Genomic DNA, 22,293 nt, shown 5'->3' with positions numbered 1-22,293 from the left:
GAGCCCCGAACCCCATGAAGCTGCGCCAGACCTCCCCGCGCGACGGCCTGCGCTGGATGATGACCGGCCTGACCCGGCTGCGTGCCGCGCCGATGGCGCTGGCCGGCCTGTTCGCGATGGTGATGCTGCTGCTGTCGCTGCTGCTGGGCCTGCCCTGGGTCGGTCCGCTGCTGGTGGCACTGCTGCTGCCGGCGCTCGGCGCCGGCTGGTACCAGGTCGGCCGACTGATGCAGGACGGCGGCACGCCCGCCCCGGCGGCCCTGCTCGCCCCGCTGCGCAGCCCGGCGCGCAAGGTGCTGCTGCAGCTCGGCGCGGCCAAGGCGATCGGAGCCTGGCTGCTGCTGGAGATCGGCGACCTGATCGATCCGGACATGGCCGCCGCCTGGGAGGCCTTCCGCTCCGGCCAGGGCGGCGACGGCACGATGTTCGAGGCGGTCGCCACGCTGCAGCAGGGCATGATGCTGCGCGCCGCCCTGCTGCTGCCGCTGCTGCTGGCCTTCTGGCATGCGCCGGCGGTGACCCTGCGCACCGGCGCGGGTGCGGCCAAGGCGCTGTTCGTCAGCATCACCGCCTCGACGCGCAACATCGGCGCCTTCGTGGTCTACGGCCTGGCCTGGCTGGGTGCCGACCTGATGATGTCGGCGCTGCTGGGGGCACTGGTGGGCCTGCTCGGCCTGGGCGCGATCGGCATGGTGCTGGTGCTGCCGGCGGTGCTGCTGTTCTCCGCCGGCTTCCATGTGTCGATGCAGGCCAGCGTGGACGGGTGCATCGCGTTCGAGGATTGATTCGAGGCCGGATCGGGCCTCACCCCTCGCGCACGTCCGCCACCGGCTGCGCGCCGAAGTCCGGCCGCTCCAGCCAGGCCAGCACCTTGGCGGCGGCCGTGTCGGCGCTGTCAAGCAGACCGGCCGACTGCAGGTGCACGAAGCGACCGTGGTCGGGAAATCCGGCCGGGTCGGCGCCGCGAAGCTGCACCTGCATGTCGGTGTCGATCACGCCCGGCGCCAGCGAGACGATGCGCGCCGGATGCGGCCCGGCCGCCTCCTCCAGCGCGACCGCGCGGCTGAAGTGGTCCATGCCGGCCTTGGCCGCGCAGTAGGCGGCACTGCCGGCCATCGCGCGCCGGCCCAGACCGGACGAGATGTTGAGCACTCGCACCTCGCCGGCGGCACGCGCCGTCCAGCCGGCGGTCGCGCCCAGCAGCGCGGCCGTCAGCAGCATCGGTGTCTCCAGGCCGACGCGCAGCGCGGCCGACAGCGCGCCGGGTGCATCCTCGCCCAGCGGGCCGATGCGCGGGATCACGCCGGCGTTGTTGATCAGCGTGACACGACGCCAGCGCGCCGGCGGCTGCGTGGCCAGCCAGGCCGACAGCCGCTCGGCCGCGGCCGGCGCGTCGCTCAGGTCCAGCGGCCAGGCCAGGTGCTGGCTGCCGTGGGTGGCGGCCAGCGCGTCCAGCCCCGCGTCGGGCTGGCGCGCGATGCCCAGCAGCAGCAGGCCGGGGCCGGCCAGCAGGCGGCGCGCCATCGCCAGCCCCAGGCCGCGCGAGGCGCCGGTCAGGATGACAAGGTGATCGAGGTGATCGAGGTGATCCGGGGTGGCGAAGGACGACGCCAGGAGCGATGCGGGCATGTTCATGCGCAAGATTGTCCGCCCGGGCCTGCCTAGAATCACCGCCATGACGAGCCCTGCCGATTTCCCCCACCCTGCCCCACCGCCTGACCTGGCCACGCGACTGCGGCGCAACCGCCCGAGCCGGCGCGATGCGCTGTGGCTGTTCGGCGCCAGCCTGGGGGCCGGCACGCTGTCGGGCCTGTCGGGCTGCGCGGTCTCGCCGGTGACCGGCGAGCGCATCCTGGTGGGCATGAGCGAGGAGCAGGAACGCCAGATCGACGCGCAGCAGGCGCCGCACCAGTTCTCGCAGGACCTCGGCGCGGTGCAGGACGACGAGGTCAACCGCTATGTCGGGACGGTCGGGCGCACGCTGCAGCAGCGCACCCAGCGCCGCGACATGCCCTACAGCTACCGCACGCTCAACGCCAACTACATCAACGCCTACACCTTCCCCGGCGGCGCGATGGGCGTGACCCGCGGCATCCTGGTGGAACTGCAGGACGAATCGGAGCTGGCAGCGCTGCTCGGCCACGAGCTGGCGCATGTCAACGCGCGCCATGCGGCGCAGCGCCAGGGCCAGGCGCTGGTCGCGCAGGTGGCGGTGGTGTCGCTGGCGGCGGCCACCCAGGATTCGGCCTGGTCGCCGCTGGTGGGCCTGGGCTCGCAGCTCGGCGCCAGCGCGATGCTGGCGCGCTACTCGCGCGAGCATGAGCATCAGGCCGACGCGCTCGGCCAGGACTATCTGGTGCAGGCCGGCTATCCGGCCGAGGGCATGACCCAGCTGCACCAGCTGCTGGTCAGCCAGCATCAGGAAAAGCCGGGCCTGCTGGAGACGATGTTCTCCTCGCACCCGATGAGCACCGACCGCATGGCCCGCGCGCAGGAGCTGGCCCGCACCCAGTACGCCGGCAGCCGTGGCGCGCCGCGCCAGCGCGAGCGCTTCATGGACTCGACCGCCAGCCTGCGCCGCCTTCGTCCGGCCATCCAGGCCTGCAAGAACGGCGAGCTGGCGATGGGCCGCAAGGCGCTCGGCGAGGCGCAGGGCCAGTTCGCCCAGGCGCTGAAGGTCGCCCCGCGCGACTATGCCGCCAACCTGCGCATGGGCCAGTGCCTGCAGGCTCAGGGCCAGACCCGCGAGGCGCAGCGCCATGTCGAGACCGCCCGGGCGATCTACCCGCAGGAGGCGCAGGCGCACAAGCTGGCCGCGACCCTGCATCTGGGCCTGCGTGATCCCGGTGCGGCCTACGCCGCGCTGGAGCAGCACGACCGGGTGCTGCCGGGCGATCCGGGCGTGCTGTTCCTGAAGGCCGTCTCGCTCGACGGCATGGGCCAGGACCGCCGTGCGGCCGAGCACTACGCGCGCTTCCTGCAGATCAGCCGCCAGGGCGAGGCGGCGCAGTTCTCCGCCAGCCGACTGAAAGCGATGGGCCATGTCGTCCGCTGAACCGACCGATCCGAAGATCTCCACGCCCCCGACGCCCCGCATCGGCACCGGCCGGATGGTGGCGCTGCTGCTGCTGGGCACGCTGCTGTTCCTGGTCGTCGCGCTGATGGCGCCGTGGGCCTGGCAGCAGCTGCGCGGCGGCCCCCCTGCGGCCGCCAGCGCCGACGCCACCCGGCTGCTGCCCTGGCAGATCACGCCGCTGGGCGATGGCCTGAGCGAGGTCTTCGGCGTCACGCCGGGGCGCGATCCACTGGCGCGCATCGAGCGCAGCTGGCCGGCCGAGGCGGCCGAGATGAAGATCGCGCTGGTGCGCGATCCGCAGGGCACGCTGACGCTGGAGGCCTATCTGGAGACGGTGCGCGCCGGCTTCGTGCAGGGCCGGCTGGTGCTGACCGGCGCGGCCGAGCCCGCCACGCTGCAGCGCTGGGCCGACCAGGCCACCGAGCGCGAGCCCCAGCCCAGCGGCAGCTACCGGCTGACGCTGAAGTTCGACGATGCGCAAGAGGCCCGGCAGGCCACGCTGGCCGCGCTGACTTTCCTGCCTGCCGCCCGATTCGACGAGGCGGTGGCGCTGGAGCGCTTCGGGCCGGCGCCGGAGCGCATCGGCTCGGCCGACGGCCAGGTGCATCTGCTCTACCCGGAGCGCGGCCTGGTGATCTCGCTCGATCCGCAGGGCCGGGGCAAACCCGTGCTGCAGTATGTGGCTCCCCGGGACTTCGCCCGGCTGCGCGCACCGCTGGTGCGATGATCCGTCCCGCGGCGCCGGTCGGTGCCGCGCACCGGTCCACTCCTGAAGCCGGACACGACGTCCGAACCTGAACGCCATGTCACTCTTCTCCTCCTACAACACCCCCAGCCCTGCACCGACGCCGTCCGGCGCACCGTCCCCGATGTCGTCCTTCGGCCAGGCACCGGCGCCCGGCGGCCGCATGGATGCGGTCGACTACGAGATCAAGGGCGCCGAGATGCAGTTCGTCGAGGTCGAGCTCGACCCCGGCGAGGCCGCGATCGGCGAGGCCGGCAGCCTGATGTTCATGGAGGGCGGCATCCAGATGGACACCGTCTTCGGCGACGGCGGCAAGCAGGAGGGCGGCTTCATGAGCAAGCTGCTGGGCGCGGGCAAGCGGCTGATCACCGGCGAGTCGCTGTTCACCACCGTCTACAGCAACCAGGCCCACGCCAAGCAGCGCGTCGCCTTCGCCGCGCCCTATCCCGGCAAGATCCTGCCGATGGACCTGCGCCAGCTCGGCGGGATGCTGATCTGCCAGAAGGATTCCTTCCTGTGCGCGGCGCGCGGCGTCTCGCTGGGCATCCACTTCCAGCAGAAGCTCTCGGTGGGCTTCTTCGGCGGCGAGGGCTTCATCATGCAGAAGCTCGAAGGCGACGGCCTGGCCTTCGTGCACGCCGGCGGCACGGTGCTGCGCCGCGAGCTGCGCCACGGCGAGACGCTGCTGATCGACACCGGCTGCGTCGTGGCCTACACGCCGAACGTGGACTTCGAGATCCAGTACGTCGGCAAGATCAAGACGGCGCTGTTCGGCGGCGAGGGCCTGTTCTTCGCCAAGATGACCGGCCCCGGCACGGTGTGGCTGCAGAGCCTGCCGTTCTCGCGCCTGGCCAGCCGGGTGTTCGCCGCCGCGCCGCAGACCGGCGGCTCGTCGAGCGACGAGGGCTCGCTGCTCGGCGGCTTCCTCGGCGGCAGCCGCTGAGGCGCGCCTGGCGGCGCACCGGCGAAATCAGCGCACCACCAGCACCGGCACGGTGCTGTGGGTCAGCACCTTCTGGGTCTCGCTGCCCAGCAGCAGCGCGGCCACGCCGCGGCGGCCGTGCGAGGCCATGACGATCAGGTCGGCGCCCTGGTCCTTGCCGAAGTCGATGATGGCCTCCCACGGATGGGCGGCCTCGACCGTCGCGGCAAGGCATTCGACGCCAGCGGCCGCGCAGGCCGCCTTGACCTGGTCGATGTGCTTGACGGCGATGCGCTCCTGCGCGTCGAAGAACTCCTGCGGCGGGATCGGCTGCATCTCGGTGATCGCGCTGTACGGGAAAGGCTCCTTGACCGCCAGCGTCAGCAGCGTCGCGCCGAAGGCCTTGGCCATCGCGACCGCGGTCTCGACCGCCTTGTGGGTGATCTCCGAGCCGTCGGTCGGCACCAGAATGCGCTTGTACATGATCGGAACTCCTTCAGACGCAAAAGCAGGATGCACCGATCATGCGCCGCGCCACCGGGCGCGACTTGAGCAGCGTCAAGAACCACGCCGACGGCAAGGACGGCGTCAGCCTCGGGCCACCGGCCGGGCCGGATCGCGGCACCACTCGCTCCACGAACCCGCATAGAGCGCGCCGCCGGGCAGACCGGCCACCGCCATCGCCAGCAGGTTGTGGCAGGCGGTCACGCCCGAGCCGCACTGGTGCACCACCGGACGCGCGCCGGCCAGGCCCTGGAAGGCCGCCCGCAGCGCCTCGGGTGGCAGGAAACACCCGTCCGGCCCGAGGTTGGCGCTGAAGGGGCGGTTGAGCGCGCCGGGAATGTGGCCGGCCACCGGATCGAGCGGCTCGACGTCGCCGCGGTAGCGCTCGGGCGCGCGCGCGTCCAGCAGCGCGACGTGGCCGAGCTGCGCGGCCAGCGCGTCGGCGGTCAGGCGCAGGCCCTCGGGCTCGGGCGCGAGCGGCCAGGCGGCGGCCGGCTCGGCCGGCGCCACCTCGCCCGGCTCCAGCGCGCCGCCCGCGGCCTGCCAGGCGGCCAGGCCGCCGTCGAGCACCCGCACGTCGCGCGCGCCGATCCAGCGCAGCATCCACCAGGCACGCGCGGCGAACATGCCGCCCTGCGCGTCGACCAGCACCACCGGCGTGTCCGGCGTCAGGCCCAGGCGCGCGGCGGTGGCGGCGAAGACCTCGCGCGTCGGCAGCGGGTGGCGCCCGCCGCACAGCGCGGGCACGCCGTCCTTGGCGCTCAGGTCGCGGTCCAGATGCAGGTAATGCGCGCCCGGCAGATGCCCCTCGCGCCAGGCGGATTCGCCGGCGTCCGGGCGGGCCAGGTCGAAGCGCACGTCGAACACGCGCACGCGGCCGAGCACGGCCTTCAGCGCCTCGGCGGAGATCAGCGGGAAGGTGGAGTCAGGGGAGATCGTCATGGTGTGGGGCAGCAGGTCAGGACGGGATCAGGACTCGAGATCGGGCGGCAGCGTGTCGGAGGCGCCGCGACGTGGCGCGGCGCCGGCATGGCGCAGCCGGGTGGCGACGATACCCGAGCCCACCACCATCGCCATGCCCAGCAGTGCCAGCGGATGCACCGGATCGTCGAACAGCAGCACGCCCCAGGCGAAGGAGAAGGCAATGCCCAGGTACTGCAGGCTGGCATTGACCAGCGGCCGGCCGATCGAGAAGGCGCGTGTCATCGCCAGCTGCGCAGCGGTGGCGAACACGCCCACCGCCAGCACCAGCAGCAGGCCGCGCAGGTCGTGGCCGCCGCTGGGGCCGCCCTGCAGCAAGGTCAACGCCAGGCCGGCCAGCGTGCCGGCGCAGGAGAAATAGAAGACCACCCGCGTCTCGGGCTCGCCGGCGCGGCCCAGCGCAGTGATCTGCAGATAGGCCAGCGCCGAGAGCATGCCCGAGAACAGCCCCACGACGCCGAACCAGAGCTGGTCGCGGTCCAGACTGGGTCGCAGGATCGCCGCCACGCCAATGAAGCCCGCCAGCACGGTGGCCACCAGCCGCGCGTCCACCCGCGCGCCACCCAGCAGCACCGATCCGCCGATCAGGAACATCGCCATCCAGATCGGCGACATGTAGTTCAGCGTCATCGCGGTGGCCAGCGGCAGGCCGCTGATGGCGTAGAACCACAGGCACAGCGCCGACACGCCGACGATGCTGCGCCAGACGTGCATGCCCGGCACGGCAGTGCGCAGCGACTGGCCGCGCACCCGCACCAGCACCGCCATCACCACCGCACCGACCAGGCCACGGTACATCACGATCTCGCCGGTGCCGAACTGCGTGCTGGCGAGCTTGACGCACACCCCCATCAGCGAAAAGAGAAGGGAGGCCAGGACCATCAGCATCGGAGCGTTCATGCCCGGCATGCTAACGGCCCGGGCCTCCCCGGGTCGGCGCCGCGCGGCGGCCCTCAGGCGCAGCGCGGCAGCGAGCAGTTCGTGAACATCAGTCCTTGAAGTCCATGACGCGGCGATACCACTCGTGGAAGTGCTGCATGCCGTCCTCCATCGGGCTCTGGTAGGGGCCGACCTCGTTGTCGCCGCGCTCCATCAGCGCGCGGCGGCCGGCGTCCATGCGCTCGGCGATCTCGTCGTCCTCGATGCAGGTCTCCATGTAGGCGGCCTGCTGGGCCTCGATGTACTCGGGCTCGAAGGCGGCGATCTCCTCGGGGTAGTAGAACTCCACCGTGTTGAGCGTCTTCTGCGGCCCCAGCGGGAAGACCGTCGACACCGTCATCACGTTCGGGTACCACTCGATCATGATGTGCGGGTAGTAGGTCAGCCAGACCGCGCCGTGCTTCGGAGCGACGCCGTCCTGGTAGCGCATGACCTGCTCGTGCCAGCGCTCGTAGACCTTGGAGCCGGGGCGGCCCAGCGCCTGGCCGATGCCCGGCGCGGTGCCCACCGTCTGCACCGAGTACTCGCGGCCCATCTCCCAGCGCAGGTCGTCGCAGGTGACGAAGTTGCCCAGGCCGGGGTGGAAGGGCACGACGTGGTAGTCCTCCAGATAGACCTCGATGAAGGTCTTCCAGTTGTAGTTGCACTCGTGCTGGATGGCGCTGTGGAACTGGTAGCCCTCGAAGTCGAGGACGTCCTTCGGGCCCAGGTTCGCCAGGTCGGCGGCGATGTCGCGGCCGTTGTCCTCGAAGATCAGGCCGTTCCAGGTGCGCACCGGGTAGTTGCGCAGGTTCAGGCACGGATCCTCGCTGAAGTGCGGCGCGCCGATCAGCTTGCCGCCCAGGTCGTAGGTCCAGCGATGCAGCGGGCACACCACGTTGCCGCCGGTGTTGCCGCGGCCCTTGAGCATGACCGCCTGGCGGTGGCGGCAGACATTGGAGATCAGCTCGACGCCCTTGTCGGTGCGGATCAGCGCACGGCCCTCGCGTTCCTGCGCAAGCGCATGGAAGTCACCCCGTGCCGGGACCATCAGCTCGTGCCCGACATAGCGGGGACCGACATCGAAGATGAGTTTCATCTCCTGCTCGTAGAGCGCCGGGTCGAAATAGCTGGTCACCGGAAGTTGGGTGCGGCTGCGAAGGAGAGCTTGCTGTGTGCTCAGGTCGGACATGATCCCCAGGATCTCCAAAAATCCATGTCGAACCACCACCCCACGGAAATGGTCCCAGACCACTGGGCGCCTGCCCCAGGCTGGACGCCTGGGAGGCATGAGTGCAGCGGCACGCTGCTGGACCGGGGTGGGCGGTGTCGCCCAGGGCGAACCTGACATTGTAGCCGAGGTCACCGATCGCGCCGCCTGCAGGGCAGGCATGCCCCCGCTGCGCCTGCGTATGTCGACCGGATACAACATGCGACGATCTTTCGGCTTGCCTGAGGGGACAGCCTCATCGTCACCCGCGCGTCACCCACGATGCACGGTGACAGCAGGAGCCGCCCTCTACAATCGAGCACTTTCCCCCAGACGCCATGCCCAAGAGCGCCTCCGCCCCCTCCTCCCCCAGCGCCCGCGAGCCCGAGAGCTATGAAAGCGCGCTGGCCGAACTCGATCGGCTGGTGCAGTCGATGGAGTCCGCCCAGCTGCCGCTCGACCAGCTGCTCGACGGCTACCGCCGCGGCGCCGAGCTGCTCGGCTTCTGCCGTGCCCGGCTCGACGCGGTGGAGCAGCAGGTGCGGATGCTCGACGACGGGCAGCTCAAACCCTGGAGCGATCCCTCATGAAGCGCCCTGCCTTCGATGACTGGGTGGCTGCGCAGCTGACAGCGGTCGAGACCGCGCTGAGCACCCATGTCCGCGCAGATGCCCCGGCCAGCCTCGGACTGGCGATGCGCTACGGCGTGCTCGATGGCGGCAAGCGCCTGCGCCCGCTGCTGGTGCTGGCCGCGGCCGAAGCCATCGGCGGCCATGCCGAGGCGGCGATGCGCGCGGCCTGCGCGGTCGAGCTGATCCACGCCTATTCGCTGATCCACGACGACATGCCCTGCATGGACAACGACGTGCTGCGCCGCGGCAAGCCGACGGTCCATGTCGAGTTCGGCGAGGCCCAGGCCATGCTGGCCGGCGACGCGATGCAGGCGCTGGCCTTCGAGGTGCTGACCCCGCCGGCCGAGGACGGCCGCGAGGTGGTGCCGCCGGCGCTGCAGGCGCGGCTGTGCAGCCTGCTGGCGCGGGCCTCCGGCGTCGAGGGCATGGCCGGCGGCCAGGCGATCGACCTGGCCAGCGTCGGCCGACCGCTCACCGAGCCGCAGCTGCAGGACATGCACCGGCGCAAGACCGGCGCGCTGCTGCAGGCCAGCGTGATGATGGGCGCGGCCTGCGGCGAGCTGTCGCCGCGCGCTGCCTCGGCGCTGTCGGACTACGGCTGGGCGATCGGCCTGGCCTTCCAGGTGGTCGACGACATCCTTGACTGCACCCAGGCCTCCGAGGTGCTGGGCAAGACCGCCGGCAAGGACGCCGACCAGAACAAGCCCACCTATGTCTCGCTGCTCGGCCTCGAGGGCGCCCGCGCCCGCGCCGCCGCGCTGCATGCCCGCGCGCGTGCCGCGCTCGAGACCAGCGGCCTGCCCGACACCTCGACGCTGGCGGTCCTGGCCGACCGCGTCATCGACCGCGTCTCCTGATGCCCTGACGCGCCGACGCGCCCTTCGACGGATCCCTCGCGATGACCCTGCCTACTCCGCTGCTCGACCGCATCCAGTCCCCGGCCGATGTGCGTGCCCTGTCCCGGCCCGAGCTCAAGCAGCTCGCCACCGAGGTGCGCGACTACCTGCTGCGCAACGTGGCGCGCACCGGCGGCCACCTGTCGTCCAACCTCGGCACCGTCGAGCTGACGATCGCGCTGCACCATGTCTTCGACACGCCGGACGACCGCCTGGTCTGGGACGTCGGCCACCAGACCTACCCGCACAAGATCCTGACCGGCCGCAAGGAGCGCTTCCCGACGCTGCGCCAGGCCGGCGGCCTGTCGGGATTCCCCAAGCGCGACGAGAGCGAATACGACACCTTCGGCACTGCGCACTCCTCGACCTCGATCTCGGCGGCGCTGGGCATGGCGCTGGGCGCGCAGCTCAAGGGCGAGAGCCGCCACTGCGTGGCCATCATCGGCGACGGCGCGATGACCGCCGGCATGGCCTTCGAGGCGCTGAACAACGGCGGCATGCCGCACGCCGGCCGCGTGCCCAACCTGCTGGTGGTCCTGAACGACAACGACATGTCGATCAGCCCGCCGGTGGGCGCGCTGAACAAGTACCTGGCCCGCCTGATGAGCGGGCGCTTCTACGCCGCCGCGCGCGAGAGCGCCAAGCAGGTGCTGAGGAACGCCCCGCCGCTGCTGGAGCTGGCACGCCGCTTCGAGGAGCATGCCAAGGGCATGGTCGTGCCCGGCACGATCTTCGAGGAGTTCGGCTTCAACTATGTCGGCCCGATCGACGGCCATGACCTCGACGCGCTGGTCCCGATGCTGGAGAACCTGCGCGAGCGCAAGGGCGCGCAGTTCCTGCACGTCGTCACCAAGAAGGGCTACGGCTACAAGCTGGCCGAGGCCGATCCGATCGCCTATCACGGTCCGGGCAAGTTCGATCCGGCCGTCGGCCTGGTCAAGCCGGCCGTCGCCCCGAAGCCGACCTTCACCCAGGTCTTCGGCCAGTGGCTGTGCGACATGGCCGCCGCCGACATGAAGCTGGTGGGCATCACCCCGGCCATGCGCGAGGGCTCCGGCATGGTCGAGTTCCACAAGCGCTTCCCGGCCCGCTACCACGACGTCGGCATCGCCGAGCAGCATGCGGTGACCTTCGCCGGCGGCATGGCCTGCGAGGGCCTCAAGCCGGTGGTCGCCATCTATTCGACCTTCCTGCAGCGCGCCTACGACCAGCTGATCCACGACGTGGCGCTGCAGAACCTCGACGTGGTCTTCGCGCTGGACCGTGCCGGCCTGGTCGGCGCCGACGGCGCGACGCATGCCGGCGCCTACGACATCGCCTTCGTGCGCTGCATCCCGAACATGGCGATGCTGACCCCCTCCGACGAAGCCGAGCTGCGCCGCGCGCTGACCACCGCCTACCGCCACGGCGGCCCGGTGGCGGTGCGCTACCCGCGCGGCAGCGGCATCGGCGCCGAGGCCGGCCGCGAGTTCGACGAGATCGAATGGGGCAAGGGCGTGGTGCGCCGCGAATCGACGCTGGCCGAGGGCCGACCGGGCGCGCGCCGCATCGCCATCCTGGCCTTCGGCACGCTGCTGCATCCGGCGCTGGCCGCAGCCGAGAAGCTCGATGCGACGGTGGCCGACATGCGCTTCGTCAAGCCGATCGATGGCGCGCTGGTCGAGCAGCTCGCCCGCAGCCACGACGCGCTGGTGACGATCGAGGAAGGCTGCGTGATGGGCGGCGCCGGCTCCGCGGTCACCGAGCATCTGAATGCGCTCGGCCTGACGGTGCCGGTGCTGCAGCTCGGCCTGCCCGACCGCTTCATCGATCACGGCGATCCGGCGGTGCTGCTGTCGCAGTGCGGCCTGGATGCCGCCGGCATCGAGCGCGCGATCACCGAACGCTTCATCAGCCCGCCGACCACGCTGCGTACGGTGGTCAACGGCTGATGCCAGCGGACAAACCCTGATCTGGCGAGGATTCGGTTATCCTCGGCACCTTTGCTCGCCCCACGTCCACTTGCCACAGGCGACGGTCTGTGATACCGGGTGGGGCTTCACTCGCTCTTGATCCTGCCGCCATGAAAGCCTTCAACGAAGAGACCGTGCTCTCGGTGCACCACTGGACCGACCGCCTGTTCAGCTTCACCACCACCCGCGACACCGCGTTCCGGTTCTCCAACGGTCACTTCGTGATGATCGGCCTGCCGGTCGACGGCAAGCCGCTGCTGCGCGCCTACTCGATCGCCAGCCCGAACTGGGAAGAGACGCTGCACTTCTTCTCGATCAAGGTGCCCGACGGCCCGCTGACCTCGCGCCTGCAGCATCTGCAGCCGGGCGACAAGATCCTGGTCGGCCGCAAGCCCACCGGCACGCTGCTGGTCGACTACCTGAACCCGGGCAAGCGCCTGTACCTGTTCGGCACCGGCACCGGTCTCGCGCCGTGGCTGTCGATCATCCAGGATCCCGAGACCTACGAGCGCTACGAGAAGGTCATCCTGGTCCACGGCTGCCGCGAGGTCGCCGAGCTGGCCTACCAGGACCTGTTCAAGAGCCTGCCGAACCACGAGTTCCTGGGCGAGATCATCGGCGACAAGCTGATCTACTGCCCGACCGTGACCCGCGAGCCTTTCGAGCGTCAGGGCCGCATCACCGACCTGATCGAGGACGGTCGCCTGTGGAACGACTTCGGTCTGCCGGCGCTGAACCCGGCCGAAGACCGCGTGATGATCTGCGGCAGCCCGGCCATGCTGCGCGACCTGAAGAAGATGCTCGAAGACCGTGGCTTTGCCGAAGGCAACACCACCAAGCCGGGCGACTTCGTCATCGAGCGCGCCTTCGCCGAGCAGTGATCACGGGCAGGGCGAGCCCTCACGCTCCGCCCGCTCCCCCATGAAAAAAGCGCGACAGCCGTCGCGCTTTTTTTGTGCCCGCCATTCCACAGCACCTGTGGACAACCCTGGGGATTACTGCCTGAACTGATCCGCAAGTCCTTGATCTGCAAGCAGTTTCACTAGATTGCCACAAATTTGTGCAATCCGGTCATCCGATCGGCTGGCGGGCCAATCTCACTTGACCGAAGCCAGCATGAAGTCGACGGCCACGCCGATCTGCTCGTCGGTCAGCTTCGGGTTGCCGCCCTTGGCGGGCATCGCGCCCTTGCCCTTCAGCGCGGACTGGACCAATGCATCCTTGCCAGCCTTGGCACGCGGCTCCCAGGCCGCCTTGTCACCGAGCTTCGGCGCATTGGCCAGACCGGCGGCATGGCACATCGCGCAGCTCTGGTTGTAGATTTCCTTGCCGTCGGCAGCCTGCGACAGGCCGGCGGACAGGGACAGGGTGGCAGCCAGGGCGGACAGCACGACGAACTTCATGGGGTCTCCTCGATACGGGGCGTTGATCGGACAGGTTCGGCCGGTGAGCCGGCCGGGCCGCGGCGTCATCAGCAAGCCGCGTGCCGTGTGATTCAACGGCCCCGCCCCCGGCCCAGTGACAGTGCTTACCCTGTGCCGACGCGGATCACCCCGCCAAGTCCGGGACAAATGCCGCGAACAGTGCTCAACGCCGTGACACCACGCCTCAGACCGACGCAGCGCTTTCCCGGTAAGGCCCGAGGCGCATCAGCCGCATCGCGTTGTCCTTCAGGATCAGCGGCTTGACCAGGTCCTTGAAGCCGGCCTCGTCGAAGTCCTTCATCCAGCGCTCGGGCGTGATCAGCGGATAGTCCGAGCCGAACAGCATGCGGTCCTTCAGCAGCGTGTTGGCGTACTGGACGAGCTGCTGCGGAAAGTACTTCGGGCTCCAGCCCGAGAGATCGATCCAGATGTTGGGCTTGTGCAGCGCCAAGCTCAGCGCCTCGTCCTGCCACGGCCAGCTCGGGTGCGCGATGACGATCTCCATGTCGGGAAAGTCGATCGCCACATCCTCCAGCAGCATCGGGTTGGAGTTCTGCAGCCGCAGGCCGCCGCCGCAGCGCATCCCCGAGCCGATGCCCGAATGGCCCGAGTGGAAGATCGCCGGCAGCCTGTATTCGGCGATGACCTCGTAGATCGGCCAGGCCATGCGGTCGTAGGGCAGGAAGTCCTGGACCGTCGGGTGGAACTTGAAGCCCTTGACGCCATGCTCCTCGATCAGGCGGCGCGCCTCGCGCGCGCCCATCTTGCCCTTGTGCGGGTCGATCGAGGCGAAGGCGATCATCATGTCCGAATTGGCCTTCGCCGCCTCGCAGATCTCCTCGTTGGGGATGCGCCGGCGCCCCAGCTTGCTCTCGCTGTCGACGGTGAACATCACCAGGCCGATCTTGCGCTCCCGGTAGTAGGCGACCGTCTCGGCGATGGTCGGGCGCCGGTTCGAGCCGAAGTACTTGTCGGCGGCGCGGTCGTACTCCTCGCCGTAGTTGTCGAACGGGTTCCAGCACGACACCTCGGCATGGGTGTGGATGTCGATCGCGATCAGGTCATCGGTGTTCATCGGCGGGCTCCAGTCTTGCAGATCATTTGATTAAATTCTGTAATCAAAAAGTCACTTGGCAGCGAGGGTTTACCCGCAAAAACACCCCTTCTCAGCAAGCTCATTGATCGATCGAGGGTTTTCATGGGGGAAGCCTCCGATGCCAGATACTTATATTTCCTAAGCATTAGAGCCCGCGAACATCCGACATGAGCACGCCTGCCACCGACTCCACCTTCACCCCCGCGACCGGCCTGCTGGCCGGCCTGGACCTGCTGCAGATCAGCCAGGACGGCGCGGTGCTGCACATCCGCCTGAACCGCCCGGTCAAGCGCAACGCGATCAACGACGGCCTGATCGCGCAGCTTCACACCGCCTTCGTCAACCTGCCCGCCGACGTGCGTGCGGTGGTGGTCAGCGGCGAGGGCGCGCACTTCTGTGCCGGGCTGGACCTCTCCGAGCTGGTCGAGCGCGACATTCACGCCGCGATCCTGCACTCGCGCGGCTGGCATGCCGCCTTCGACGCCATCCAGTTCGGCCGCGTGCCGGTGATCGCGGTGCTGCACGGCGCGGTGGTCGGCGGCGGCCTGGAGCTGGCAGCGTCCTGCCACATCCGCGTCGCCGAGGACTCGGCCTACTTCGGCCTGCCCGAGGGCCAGCGCGGCATCTTCGTCGGCGGCGGCGGCTCGGTGCGCATCCCGCGCCTGATGGGCGCGGCGCGCATGACCGACATGATGCTCACCGGCCGCGTCTTCGACGCCGATCAGGGCGAGCGCTACGGCGTCGTCAACTACCGCGTCGGCGACGGCGCCGGCCTGGCCAAGGGCATCGAGCTGGCCCGGAAGATCGCCGGCAACGCACCGATGACGGCCTTCGCGGTGATGCACGCGCTGCCGCGCATCGTCGAGATGAGCCCGTCGGAGGGCCTGTTCGCCGAGTCGCTGATGGCCGCCTCGGCCAGCAACACGCCCGAGGCCCAGGCGCGGCTGCGCGCCTTCCTCGAAGGCCGTGCGGCCAAGGTCGTGAAGTCGGAGGACTGACGCGATGAACTCCTCGCCCCGCTACCGTGAGGCCCGCGTCGGCGGCTGCATCGACGCGCAGCTCGAAGCCCAACACGACGGCCAGCAGCTGCTGCGCTCGACCGAGCCGCTGGGCTGGTTCCCAGCCCGCCTGACCGACTGCCTCGACCAGTGGGCCGAGGAGGCGCCCGAGCGCACCTTCGTGGCCCGGCGCGCGCCGGCCGCCGCCGGTGGCGACTGGATCCGCGTCAGCTACGCCGAGATGCGCCAGCGGGCGCAGGCCATCGGCCAGGCGCTGACCGACCGCGGCCTGTCGGCCGAGCGGCCGGTGATGATCCTGTCGGACAACGACATCGAGCACCTGTCGCTGGTGATGGGCGCGATGTGGGCGGGCGTGCCGGTGGTGCCGGTGTCCTCGGCCTACTCGCTGGTGTCGCAGGACTTCGGCAAGCTGCGCCACATCGCGCAGACGGTCACGCCGGGGCTGGTGTTCGCGGCCTCGCCGGCCTACGGGCGGGCGATCGCGGCCGTCTTCGGCCCCGAGGTCGAGGTGGTGCTCACCGCCGGCGCGCTCGACGAGCGGGCGGTCACGCCCTTCGCGGCCCTGCTGGCGACCGTGCCCGGCCCGACGGGCGAGGCCGCGCACGCGCAGGTCGGCCCCGACACCATCGCCAAGTTCCTGTTCACCTCCGGCTCGACCAAGCTGCCCAAGGCGGTGATCAACACCCAGCGCATGCTCTGCGCCAACCAGCAGATGCTGCGCCAGTGCCTGGCCTTCCTGGCCGACGAGCCGCCGGTGCTGGTGGACTGGCTGCCGTGGAACCACACCTTCGGCGGCAACCACAACGTCGGCATCGTGCTCTACAACGGCGGCACGCTGCACATCGACGACGGCAAGCCCACCCCGAAGGGCATCGCCGAGACGCTGCGCAACCTGCGCGAGGTCGCGCCCACGGTCTACTTCAATGTCCCGAAGGGCTTCGAGGAGATCGCCAGCGCGATGGACACCGATCCATTGCTGCGACGCACGCTGTTCTCGCGCGTCAAGGCCTTCATGTTCGCCGGCGCCGGCCTGAGCCAGGCGGTCTGGGACCGGTTCGATGCGCACGGCGAGGCCGAGGTCGGCGAGCGCATCCGCATCATCACCGGCCTGGGGATGACCGAGACGGCGCCGTCGTGCACCTTCGCGGTCGGCACCGACGTGCGCTCGGGCTGGATCGGCCTGCCGGTGCCCGGCGTCGAGGTCAAGCTGGTGCGCGACGGCGCGGCCGATGACCCCTACGCCAAGACCGAGATCCGCTTCCGCGGCCCCAATGTCACGCCCGGCTACTGGCGCGCGCCCGAGCAGACCGCAGCCGCCTTCGACGAGGACGGCTTCTACCGCACCGGCGACGCGGCGAAGTTCGTCGATCCGACCCATCCGACACGCGGCCTGGTCTTCGACGGCCGCACCGCCGAGGACTTCAAGCTCTCGACCGGCACCTTCGTGAGCGTCGGCCCCTTGCGCGCCAAGGTCACGCTGGCCGGCGCGCCCTGCATCCAGGACGTGGTGGTCGCCGGCCTCAACCGCGACGAGATCGGCCTGCTGATCTTCCCGCGCCTGGACGAATGCCGCCGCCTGGCCGAGGCCGACGGGCTGGAGGCCGAGGCGCTGCCGGTGCCGGAGCTGCTGCACACGCCGGCGGTGCGCGACTTCTTCCAGCAGCTCGCCGACCGGCTCTGGCGCGAGGGCACCGGCAGCGCCAACCGCCCGGCGCGGCTGCATGTGCTGGCCGAGCCGCCCTCGATCGACAAGGGCGAGGTCACCGACAAGGGCTCGATCAACCAGCGTGCGGTGCTGCTGCACCGCGCCGCGCTGGTCGAGGCGATGTACGAGGGCCGCGAAAGCGACCCCTTCCTGATCCTGCCCCGCCGCTGATTCCGTCATCCCCACGCCCGCCGCTGATTCCGTCATCCCCGCGCAGGCGGGGACCCACGAAGGACCCCCTCCCATGCAGATCCCAGGACACACCGCCCTCGTCACCGGCGGCGGCTCCGGCCTCGGCGCCGCGGTCGCACGCGAGCTCGCCCGCCTGGGCGCGAAGGTCGCGGTGCTCGACGTCAACGCCGCCGGCGCCGAGGCGGTCGCCGCCGAGATCGGCGGCCTGGCGCTGCGCTGCGACATCACCGACAGCGCCAGCGTCTCGGCCGCGCTCGACGCCGCCGAGGCCGCGCTCGGGCCGGCGCGCATCCTGATGAACATCGCCGGCATCGGCACCGCCAAGCGCGTGATCCAGCGCGACGGCTCGCCAGCGCCGCTGGAGGACTTCGAGCGCGTGGTGCGCGTCAACCTGCTGGGCACCTACAACATGGTCCGGCTGGCGGCTGCGCGCATCGCGAAGCTCGAGCCGCTGGCCGGCACCGCCGGCGAGCGCGGCGTCATCGTCAACACCGCCTCGGTCGCCGCCTTCGACGGCCAGGTCGGCCAGGAAGCCTACGCGGCCAGCAAGGGCGGCGTGGTGGGCATGACGCTGCCGCTGGCGCGTGACCTGGCGCAGTGGGGCATCCGCGTCTGCACGATCGCGCCGGGGCTGTTCGCCACGCCGCTGATGAACGAGCTGCCCGAGGCGGTGCAGCAGTCGCTGGCCGCGGCGATTCCCTTCCCGAAGCGCCTGGGCGATCCGGCCGAGTTCGCGATGCTGGCCGCCCACATCGTCGCCAACGGCCATCTCAACGGCGAGGTCATCCGCCTCGACGGTGCGCTGCGGCTGGCGCCGCGCTGAAGCGGCGCGCGCAGGACTCGGCCCAGAACAACGATCCAGAAAAACGACAAGCACACGGATATACCGACCGGACGGTCGGGAATATCCGCATGGTCCTTGATTTCCCTCAACGGCACAGTGCCACCACCTCACCGGACCCCGGAGGAAGACATGACGACGCACAAGACGCAAAAGAACGCCAGCAAGCCCCTGAAGACCCTGCTCGCCAGCGCCGCGCTGTGGGCGGTGTCGGGTGCGGCGATGGCCGACATCACCATCGGGGTGTCGCTGCCGCTGACCGGTCCGGCCAGCGGCCTGGGCATTCCGATGGGCAATGCCATCAAGCTGTGGCCGACCTCGATCGCGGGCGAGAAGCTCAATGTCATCGTGCTCGATGACGCCACCGACCCGACCAAGGGCGTGCAGAACGCGCAGCGCTTCGTCACCCAGGACAAGGCCGACATCGTCATGGGCTCGGCCGCCACGCCGGTGGCCATCGCGATGTCCGACACGGTCGCCGCCGCCAGCACGCCGCACTTCATGTTCTCGCCGGCGGTGCTGCAGGCGGGCAAGGACGCCTGGGCCTTCCGGCTACCGCAGTCCAACGCGGTGATGTCGCACGCGCTGCTGGGCCACATGAAGAAGCTCGGCGTGAAGTCGGTCGGCTTCCTGGGCTACACCGACGCCTACGGCGAGAGCTGGCTGAAGGACTTCCAGGCCGAGGCTGCCAAGGTCGCGCCCGAGATCAAGATCATCGCCACCGAGCGCTTCGCCCGCTCGGACACCAGCGTGACCGCGCAGGCGCTCAAGCTGGTCTCGGCCAACCCGGACGCGATGCTGATCGTGGCCTCGGGCTCGGGCGCGGCGATGCCGCACAAGGCGGTCGTCGAGCGCGGCTACAAGGGCAAGATCTACCAGACCCACGCCGCCGCCACCCGCGACCTGATGCGCATCGGCGGCAAGGACGTCGAGGGCGCCTACGTCGTCTCCGGCCCGGCGGTGATCGGCGAGCAGCTGCCCGAGAGCCACCCGTCGAAGAAGGTCGCGCTCGACTTCGTGCAGAAGTACGAGAAGGCCTACGGCGCGGGCTCGCGCAACCAGTTCGCCGGCCATGCCTATGACGCGGCGCTGGTGCTGGAGAAGGTGATTCCGGTGGCGCTGAAGAAGGGCAAGCCCGGCACGCCGGAATTCCGCGCCGCGCTGAAGGATGCGGTCGAGACGATGGGCCGCACCGTCGTCTCGCACGGCGTCCTGAACTACGCGAAGGACAACCACTGGGGCTTCACCACCGAGACCGGCGTGATCCTCAAGGTGGTCAACGGCGACTGGAAGGTCGAGTAACAACCGCCCGCCCGCGGCCGCTGGCGGCGCGGGCCCGCACGAGACGAACCCATGGACTTCTCGATCGCAAGCATCCTCGCACTCGACGGGGTGACCAACGGCGCGGTCTACGCGCTCCTGGCCACCGCGACGGTGCTGCTCTTCGCCGTGACCCGGGTGATCTTCATCCCGCAGGGCGAGTTCGTCGCCTTCGGGGCGCTGACGCTGGCACTGCTGCAGACCGGCCAGGTGCCCGGCACCGTCTGGCTGCTGCTGATCATGGCGGTGCTGGTGGCACTGACCACGCTGGTGCAGGGCCTGCGCCAGGGCCGGCCGACCACGCTGCTGCTGCGCGAGGCCGGCCTGACGCTGGCGGTGCCGGTGGCGGTGTCGGCGCTGGCCATCACGGTGGCGCCGATGCAGCTGCCGCTGGTGGCGCAGGCGCTGCTGACGCTGGCCATCGTCACGCCGCTGGGCGGGCTGACCTACCGGCTCGCCTACGAGTCGCTGGCCGATGCCACCGTGCTGGTGCTGCTGATCGTCTCGGTGGGCGTGCATTTCGCGCTGCTCGGCCTGGGCCTGCTGTTCTTCGGCGCCGAGGGCTTCCGCAACCCGAGCTTCTGGGACGAGCGCTTCGCCGCCGGGCCGCTGATGCTCTCGGGCCAGACGATCATCATCTTCCTGGCCTCGGCGGCGCTGATCGTGATGCTGTGGCTGTTCTTCGAGCGCTCGCTGTACGGCAAGGCGCTGCGCGCGACGGCGGTCAACCGCCTGGGCGCGCGGCTGATGGGCATCTCGACGGTGCAGGCCGGCCGGCTGAGCTTCACGATGGCGGCCTTCATCGGCGCGCTCTCGGGCCTGCTGATCGGCCCGACCACCACCGTGTTCTACGACTCGGGCTTCCTGATCGGCCTGAAGGGCTTCGTCGCGGCGGTCTTCGCCGGGCTGTCGAGCTATCCGCTGGCCCTGGTCGGCGCGATGGGCGTCGGACTGCTCGAATCGTTCGGCTCGTTCTGGGCCAGCTCGTTCAAGGAGGTGATCGTGTTCACCTCCATCCTGCCGGTCCTGCTGTGGCGTTCGCTGCGTGACCCGCATCATGAGGAGGATTGACGTGGTGTCGGCCCGTACACGCTGGTTCATTGCCTTCGCTGCGCTGCTCGCGCTGCTGCCGGTCCTGCCGGTTCCCGAGTTCTGGATCACCCAGCTCAACTACATCGGCCTGAACGCCATCGTCTCGCTCGGCCTGGTGCTGCTGACGGGCGTGGCCGGGCTCACCTCCTTCGGCCAGGCCGCCTTCGTCGGCATCGGCGCCTACACCGCAGCCACGCTGGCGGTGAATGTCGGCCTGTCGCCCTGGCTGACGCTGTTCATCGGCCTGGGCATCACCGTGCTCGTGGCGCTGGTGCTGGCCGCTGTCACGCTGCGCATGTCGGGCCACTACCTGCCGCTGGCGACCATCGCCTGGGCGCTGTCGCTCTACTACACCATGTCGAACATGGAGATGCTGGGCAAGTACGACGGCATCCTGGGCGTGCCGGCGCTGACGCTGTTCGGCACCAGCCTGGGCTCGGGGCGCAGCTACTTCTACGTGATCTGGGTGATCGCGCTGCTGGCGGCGCTGGCGGTCATTCACCTGCTGGACTCGCGCACCGGCCGGGCGATCCGCGCGCTCAAGGGCGGCACGACCATGGCCGAGGCCATGGGCATCTCGACCTATCGCTACAAGGTGCAGATCTTCGTGCTGGCGGCGATGCTGGCCTCGGTCTCGGGCTGGCTCTTTGCGCACTTCCAGCGCACGGTCAATCCCTCGCCCTTCTCGCTGTCGAAGGGCATCGAGTACCTGTTCATGGCGGTGCTGGGCGGCGTCGGCCATGTCTGGGGCGCCTTCACCGGCGCGGCGCTGGTCAAGCTGACCGAGGATCAGCTCAAGGACTGGCTGCCGCGGCTGATCGGCACCAGCGGCAACTACGAGGTCATCGTCTTCGGCCTGGTGCTGGTGGTGGTGCTGAAGTACGCCTCGGAAGGCCTGTGGCCGCACATCGAGCGCCTGTTCGCGCGCTTCCTGCCGGAGAAGCGCCGGGTGCGCGACTGGGCCGACGCCGCGCCGCTGCCCGAGCGCAGCAAGCCGCAGCCGGGCGAGCTGCTGCTCGAAGTGGACCGGGTGCGCAAGCAGTTCGGCGGCCTGGTGGCGGTCAACGACGTGACGTTCCAGATCCGCGCCGGCGAGATCATCGGCCTGATCGGCCCGAACGGCGCGGGCAAGTCGACCACCTTCAACCTGATCTCGGGCGTGCTGTCGAAGACCTCCGGCCGGGTCAGCTTCCGCGGCGAGGACGTCTCGGCGCTGGCCTCGCGCGAGATCGCGCGGCGCGGCATGAGCCGCACCTTCCAGCACGTCAAGATGCTGCCCGACATGACGGTGCTGGAGAACGTCGCGCTGGGCGGCTACCTGCGCAGCTCGGCCGGCATGGCCCAGGCCATGCTGCGGCTGGACCGCGACGAGGAGCGACGCCTGTTCAAGGAGGCCGAGCGCCAGCTGGAACGCATCGGCATGAAGGATCAGATGCATGAGCTGGCCGGCAACCTGGCGCTGGGCCCGGCGCGGCTGATGGAGATCGCCCGCGCGCTGTGCACCGACCCGGCGCTGCTGCTGCTCGACGAGCCCGCCGCCGGCCTGCGCCACAAGGAAAAGCAGGCGCTGGCCGCAGTGCTGCGCCAGCTCAAGGCCGAGGGCATGAGCCTGCTGCTGGTCGAGCACGACATGGACTTCGTGATGAACCTGACCGACCGCATCGTGGTGATGGAGTTCGGCACCAAGCTGATCGAAGGCACGCCGGCCGAGGTGCAGGACAGCCCCGAGGTGCGTGCCGCCTACCTCGGCACCGAGCACTGAGACTCA

The 22,293-nt window shown here is 70.1% G+C and carries 21 protein-coding genes; 14 read left to right on the top strand and 7 right to left on the bottom strand.

Annotated features, from left to right (window positions below; all coding sequences use genetic code 11):
- Positions 1 to 14: 14 nt before the first annotated feature.
- Positions 15 to 785 carry a BPSS1780 family membrane protein gene (locus BW996_RS00765; protein WP_037479281.1) on the top strand — a complete coding sequence of 257 codons (771 nt, stop codon included), beginning with the start codon at positions 15 to 17 and terminating at the stop codon, positions 783 to 785.
- A gap of 19 nt (positions 786 to 804) precedes the next feature.
- Here the strand turns inward: BW996_RS00765 and BW996_RS00760 are convergent, their stop codons facing one another.
- Positions 805 to 1,629 (bottom strand): SDR family NAD(P)-dependent oxidoreductase, encoded by an 825-nt coding sequence (locus tag BW996_RS00760; RefSeq protein WP_076458496.1) that lies wholly within the window; start codon positions 1,627 to 1,629, stop codon positions 805 to 807.
- A gap of 46 nt (positions 1,630 to 1,675) precedes the next feature.
- Between BW996_RS00760 and BW996_RS00755 the strand changes: the two genes are divergently transcribed.
- From BW996_RS00755 to BW996_RS00745, 3 genes are all read left to right on the top strand, one after another.
- Positions 1,676 to 3,055 (top strand): M48 family metalloprotease, encoded by a 1,380-nt coding sequence (locus tag BW996_RS00755; protein ID WP_051631657.1) that lies wholly within the window; start codon positions 1,676 to 1,678, stop codon positions 3,053 to 3,055.
- Positions 3,042 to 3,803, top strand: coding sequence for a hypothetical protein (locus BW996_RS00750; protein ID WP_051631658.1), 762 nt, complete (start codon positions 3,042 to 3,044; stop codon positions 3,801 to 3,803). Before BW996_RS00755 ends, BW996_RS00750 begins: the two co-directional genes overlap by 14 nt.
- Before the next feature lie 181 nt (positions 3,804 to 3,984).
- Positions 3,985 to 4,764, top strand: coding sequence for a TIGR00266 family protein (locus BW996_RS00745; protein ID WP_037479390.1), 780 nt, complete (start codon positions 3,985 to 3,987; stop codon positions 4,762 to 4,764).
- Between the two features lie 27 nt (positions 4,765 to 4,791).
- On the opposite strand, the gene BW996_RS00740 is transcribed toward BW996_RS00745, so the two are convergent.
- The 4 genes from BW996_RS00740 to BW996_RS00725 form a co-directional block, all read right to left on the bottom strand.
- Positions 4,792 to 5,226 (bottom strand): universal stress protein, encoded by a 435-nt coding sequence (locus BW996_RS00740; RefSeq protein WP_037479284.1) that lies wholly within the window; start codon positions 5,224 to 5,226, stop codon positions 4,792 to 4,794.
- A gap of 105 nt (positions 5,227 to 5,331) precedes the next feature.
- Entirely contained in the window at positions 5,332 to 6,189 is an 858-nt protein-coding gene (locus BW996_RS00735; RefSeq protein WP_037479287.1) for a sulfurtransferase, read from the bottom strand.
- Positions 6,190 to 6,216: 27 nt separating this feature from the next.
- On the bottom strand, positions 6,217 to 7,128 hold the full coding sequence (locus BW996_RS00730; RefSeq protein ID WP_037479392.1) for a DMT family transporter: 912 nt from the start codon (positions 7,126 to 7,128) through the stop codon (positions 6,217 to 6,219).
- Between the two features lie 88 nt (positions 7,129 to 7,216).
- Complete coding sequence (locus tag BW996_RS00725; RefSeq protein ID WP_037479394.1) at positions 7,217 to 8,338, bottom strand: aromatic ring-hydroxylating oxygenase subunit alpha; 1,122 nt, start codon at positions 8,336 to 8,338, stop codon at positions 7,217 to 7,219.
- A gap of 356 nt (positions 8,339 to 8,694) precedes the next feature.
- On the opposite strand from BW996_RS00725, the gene xseB reads away from it, so the two are divergent.
- From xseB to BW996_RS00705, 4 genes are all read left to right on the top strand, one after another.
- The gene (xseB, locus tag BW996_RS00720) at positions 8,695 to 8,946 is read left to right on the top strand and encodes an exodeoxyribonuclease VII small subunit (RefSeq protein WP_037479289.1); all 252 of its coding nucleotides are present in this window, start codon (positions 8,695 to 8,697) and stop codon (positions 8,944 to 8,946) included.
- Positions 8,943 to 9,845 carry a polyprenyl synthetase family protein gene (locus tag BW996_RS00715; RefSeq protein ID WP_037479291.1) on the top strand — a complete coding sequence of 301 codons (903 nt, stop codon included), beginning with the start codon at positions 8,943 to 8,945 and terminating at the stop codon, positions 9,843 to 9,845. The genes xseB and BW996_RS00715 overlap by 4 nt, the downstream gene beginning before the upstream one ends.
- A 41-nt stretch (positions 9,846 to 9,886) precedes the next feature.
- A complete protein-coding gene (gene dxs / locus BW996_RS00710) occupies positions 9,887 to 11,815 on the top strand; it encodes a 1-deoxy-D-xylulose-5-phosphate synthase (protein WP_037479293.1) in 1,929 nt (642 codons plus the stop codon).
- A gap of 131 nt (positions 11,816 to 11,946) precedes the next feature.
- Positions 11,947 to 12,717 carry a ferredoxin--NADP reductase gene (locus BW996_RS00705; RefSeq protein WP_037479295.1) on the top strand — a complete coding sequence of 257 codons (771 nt, stop codon included), beginning with the start codon at positions 11,947 to 11,949 and terminating at the stop codon, positions 12,715 to 12,717.
- 216 nt (positions 12,718 to 12,933) lie between these two features.
- Here the strand turns inward: BW996_RS00705 and BW996_RS00700 are convergent, their stop codons facing one another.
- Together BW996_RS00700 and BW996_RS00695 are read right to left on the bottom strand one after the other, a co-directional pair.
- A complete protein-coding gene (locus BW996_RS00700; protein WP_037479298.1) occupies positions 12,934 to 13,239 on the bottom strand; it encodes a c-type cytochrome in 306 nt (101 codons plus the stop codon).
- A gap of 205 nt (positions 13,240 to 13,444) precedes the next feature.
- Positions 13,445 to 14,335: an amidohydrolase family protein gene (locus BW996_RS00695; RefSeq protein WP_037479301.1), complete on the bottom strand. Its 891-nt coding sequence runs from the start codon at positions 14,333 to 14,335 to the stop codon at positions 13,445 to 13,447.
- 188 nt (positions 14,336 to 14,523) lie between these two features.
- On the opposite strand from BW996_RS00695, the gene BW996_RS00690 reads away from it, so the two are divergent.
- The 6 genes from BW996_RS00690 to BW996_RS00665 all read left to right on the top strand — a co-directional run bounded on the left by BW996_RS00690 (position 14,524) and on the right by BW996_RS00665 (position 22,287).
- The gene (locus BW996_RS00690) at positions 14,524 to 15,354 is read left to right on the top strand and encodes a crotonase/enoyl-CoA hydratase family protein (protein ID WP_081837990.1); all 831 of its coding nucleotides are present in this window, start codon (positions 14,524 to 14,526) and stop codon (positions 15,352 to 15,354) included.
- 4 nt (positions 15,355 to 15,358) lie between these two features.
- A complete protein-coding gene (locus tag BW996_RS00685; protein ID WP_037479302.1) occupies positions 15,359 to 17,251 on the top strand; it encodes a feruloyl-CoA synthase in 1,893 nt (630 codons plus the stop codon).
- A 73-nt stretch (positions 17,252 to 17,324) separates the two neighbouring features.
- The gene (locus BW996_RS00680; RefSeq protein ID WP_037479305.1) at positions 17,325 to 18,095 is read left to right on the top strand and encodes an SDR family NAD(P)-dependent oxidoreductase; all 771 of its coding nucleotides are present in this window, start codon (positions 17,325 to 17,327) and stop codon (positions 18,093 to 18,095) included.
- Between the two features lie 150 nt (positions 18,096 to 18,245).
- Positions 18,246 to 19,415, top strand: a complete 1,170-nt coding sequence (locus tag BW996_RS00675; RefSeq protein WP_051631659.1) for an ABC transporter substrate-binding protein — start codon at positions 18,246 to 18,248, stop codon at positions 19,413 to 19,415.
- A 51-nt stretch (positions 19,416 to 19,466) separates the two neighbouring features.
- Positions 19,467 to 20,504: a branched-chain amino acid ABC transporter permease gene (locus tag BW996_RS00670; protein ID WP_037479308.1), complete on the top strand. Its 1,038-nt coding sequence runs from the start codon at positions 19,467 to 19,469 to the stop codon at positions 20,502 to 20,504.
- Positions 20,491 to 22,287: a branched-chain amino acid ABC transporter ATP-binding protein/permease gene (locus BW996_RS00665; protein WP_076458456.1), complete on the top strand. Its 1,797-nt coding sequence runs from the start codon at positions 20,491 to 20,493 to the stop codon at positions 22,285 to 22,287. The genes BW996_RS00670 and BW996_RS00665 overlap by 14 nt, the downstream gene beginning before the upstream one ends.
- Positions 22,288 to 22,293: the final 6 nt, after the last annotated feature.

Source organism: Sphaerotilus natans (genome assembly GCF_900156335.1).
GTDB classification, from domain to species: Bacteria; Pseudomonadota; Gammaproteobacteria; order Burkholderiales; family Burkholderiaceae_C; genus Sphaerotilus; species Sphaerotilus natans.
This window is presented reverse-complemented; position numbering and strand designations above follow the sequence as displayed.

What these genes read in the sequence shown, in the direction of transcription:
- BW996_RS00765 (WP_037479281.1), top strand. Translation starts at nt 15, where the DNA reads ATGAAGCTGCGCCAGACCTCCCCGCGCGACGGCCTGCGCTGGATGATG.
- BW996_RS00760 (WP_076458496.1), bottom strand. Translation starts at nt 1,629, where the DNA reads ATGCCCGCATCGCTCCTGGCGTCGTCCTTCGCCACCCCGGATCACCTC.
- BW996_RS00755 (WP_051631657.1), top strand. Translation starts at nt 1,676, where the DNA reads ATGACGAGCCCTGCCGATTTCCCCCACCCTGCCCCACCGCCTGACCTG.
- BW996_RS00750 (WP_051631658.1), top strand. Translation starts at nt 3,042, where the DNA reads ATGTCGTCCGCTGAACCGACCGATCCGAAGATCTCCACGCCCCCGACG.
- BW996_RS00745 (WP_037479390.1), top strand. Translation starts at nt 3,985, where the DNA reads ATGGATGCGGTCGACTACGAGATCAAGGGCGCCGAGATGCAGTTCGTC.
- BW996_RS00740 (WP_037479284.1), bottom strand. Translation starts at nt 5,226, where the DNA reads ATGTACAAGCGCATTCTGGTGCCGACCGACGGCTCGGAGATCACCCAC.
- BW996_RS00735 (WP_037479287.1), bottom strand. Translation starts at nt 6,189, where the DNA reads ATGACGATCTCCCCTGACTCCACCTTCCCGCTGATCTCCGCCGAGGCG.
- BW996_RS00730 (WP_037479392.1), bottom strand. Translation starts at nt 7,128, where the DNA reads ATGAACGCTCCGATGCTGATGGTCCTGGCCTCCCTTCTCTTTTCGCTG.
- BW996_RS00725 (WP_037479394.1), bottom strand. Translation starts at nt 8,338, where the DNA reads ATGTCCGACCTGAGCACACAGCAAGCTCTCCTTCGCAGCCGCACCCAA.
- xseB (WP_037479289.1), top strand. Translation starts at nt 8,695, where the DNA reads ATGCCCAAGAGCGCCTCCGCCCCCTCCTCCCCCAGCGCCCGCGAGCCC.
- BW996_RS00715 (WP_037479291.1), top strand. Translation starts at nt 8,943, where the DNA reads ATGAAGCGCCCTGCCTTCGATGACTGGGTGGCTGCGCAGCTGACAGCG.
- dxs (WP_037479293.1), top strand. Translation starts at nt 9,887, where the DNA reads ATGACCCTGCCTACTCCGCTGCTCGACCGCATCCAGTCCCCGGCCGAT.
- BW996_RS00705 (WP_037479295.1), top strand. Translation starts at nt 11,947, where the DNA reads ATGAAAGCCTTCAACGAAGAGACCGTGCTCTCGGTGCACCACTGGACC.
- BW996_RS00700 (WP_037479298.1), bottom strand. Translation starts at nt 13,239, where the DNA reads ATGAAGTTCGTCGTGCTGTCCGCCCTGGCTGCCACCCTGTCCCTGTCC.
- BW996_RS00695 (WP_037479301.1), bottom strand. Translation starts at nt 14,335, where the DNA reads ATGAACACCGATGACCTGATCGCGATCGACATCCACACCCATGCCGAG.
- BW996_RS00690 (WP_081837990.1), top strand. Translation starts at nt 14,524, where the DNA reads ATGAGCACGCCTGCCACCGACTCCACCTTCACCCCCGCGACCGGCCTG.
- BW996_RS00685 (WP_037479302.1), top strand. Translation starts at nt 15,359, where the DNA reads ATGAACTCCTCGCCCCGCTACCGTGAGGCCCGCGTCGGCGGCTGCATC.
- BW996_RS00680 (WP_037479305.1), top strand. Translation starts at nt 17,325, where the DNA reads ATGCAGATCCCAGGACACACCGCCCTCGTCACCGGCGGCGGCTCCGGC.
- BW996_RS00675 (WP_051631659.1), top strand. Translation starts at nt 18,246, where the DNA reads ATGACGACGCACAAGACGCAAAAGAACGCCAGCAAGCCCCTGAAGACC.
- BW996_RS00670 (WP_037479308.1), top strand. Translation starts at nt 19,467, where the DNA reads ATGGACTTCTCGATCGCAAGCATCCTCGCACTCGACGGGGTGACCAAC.
- BW996_RS00665 (WP_076458456.1), top strand. Translation starts at nt 20,491, where the DNA reads ATGAGGAGGATTGACGTGGTGTCGGCCCGTACACGCTGGTTCATTGCC.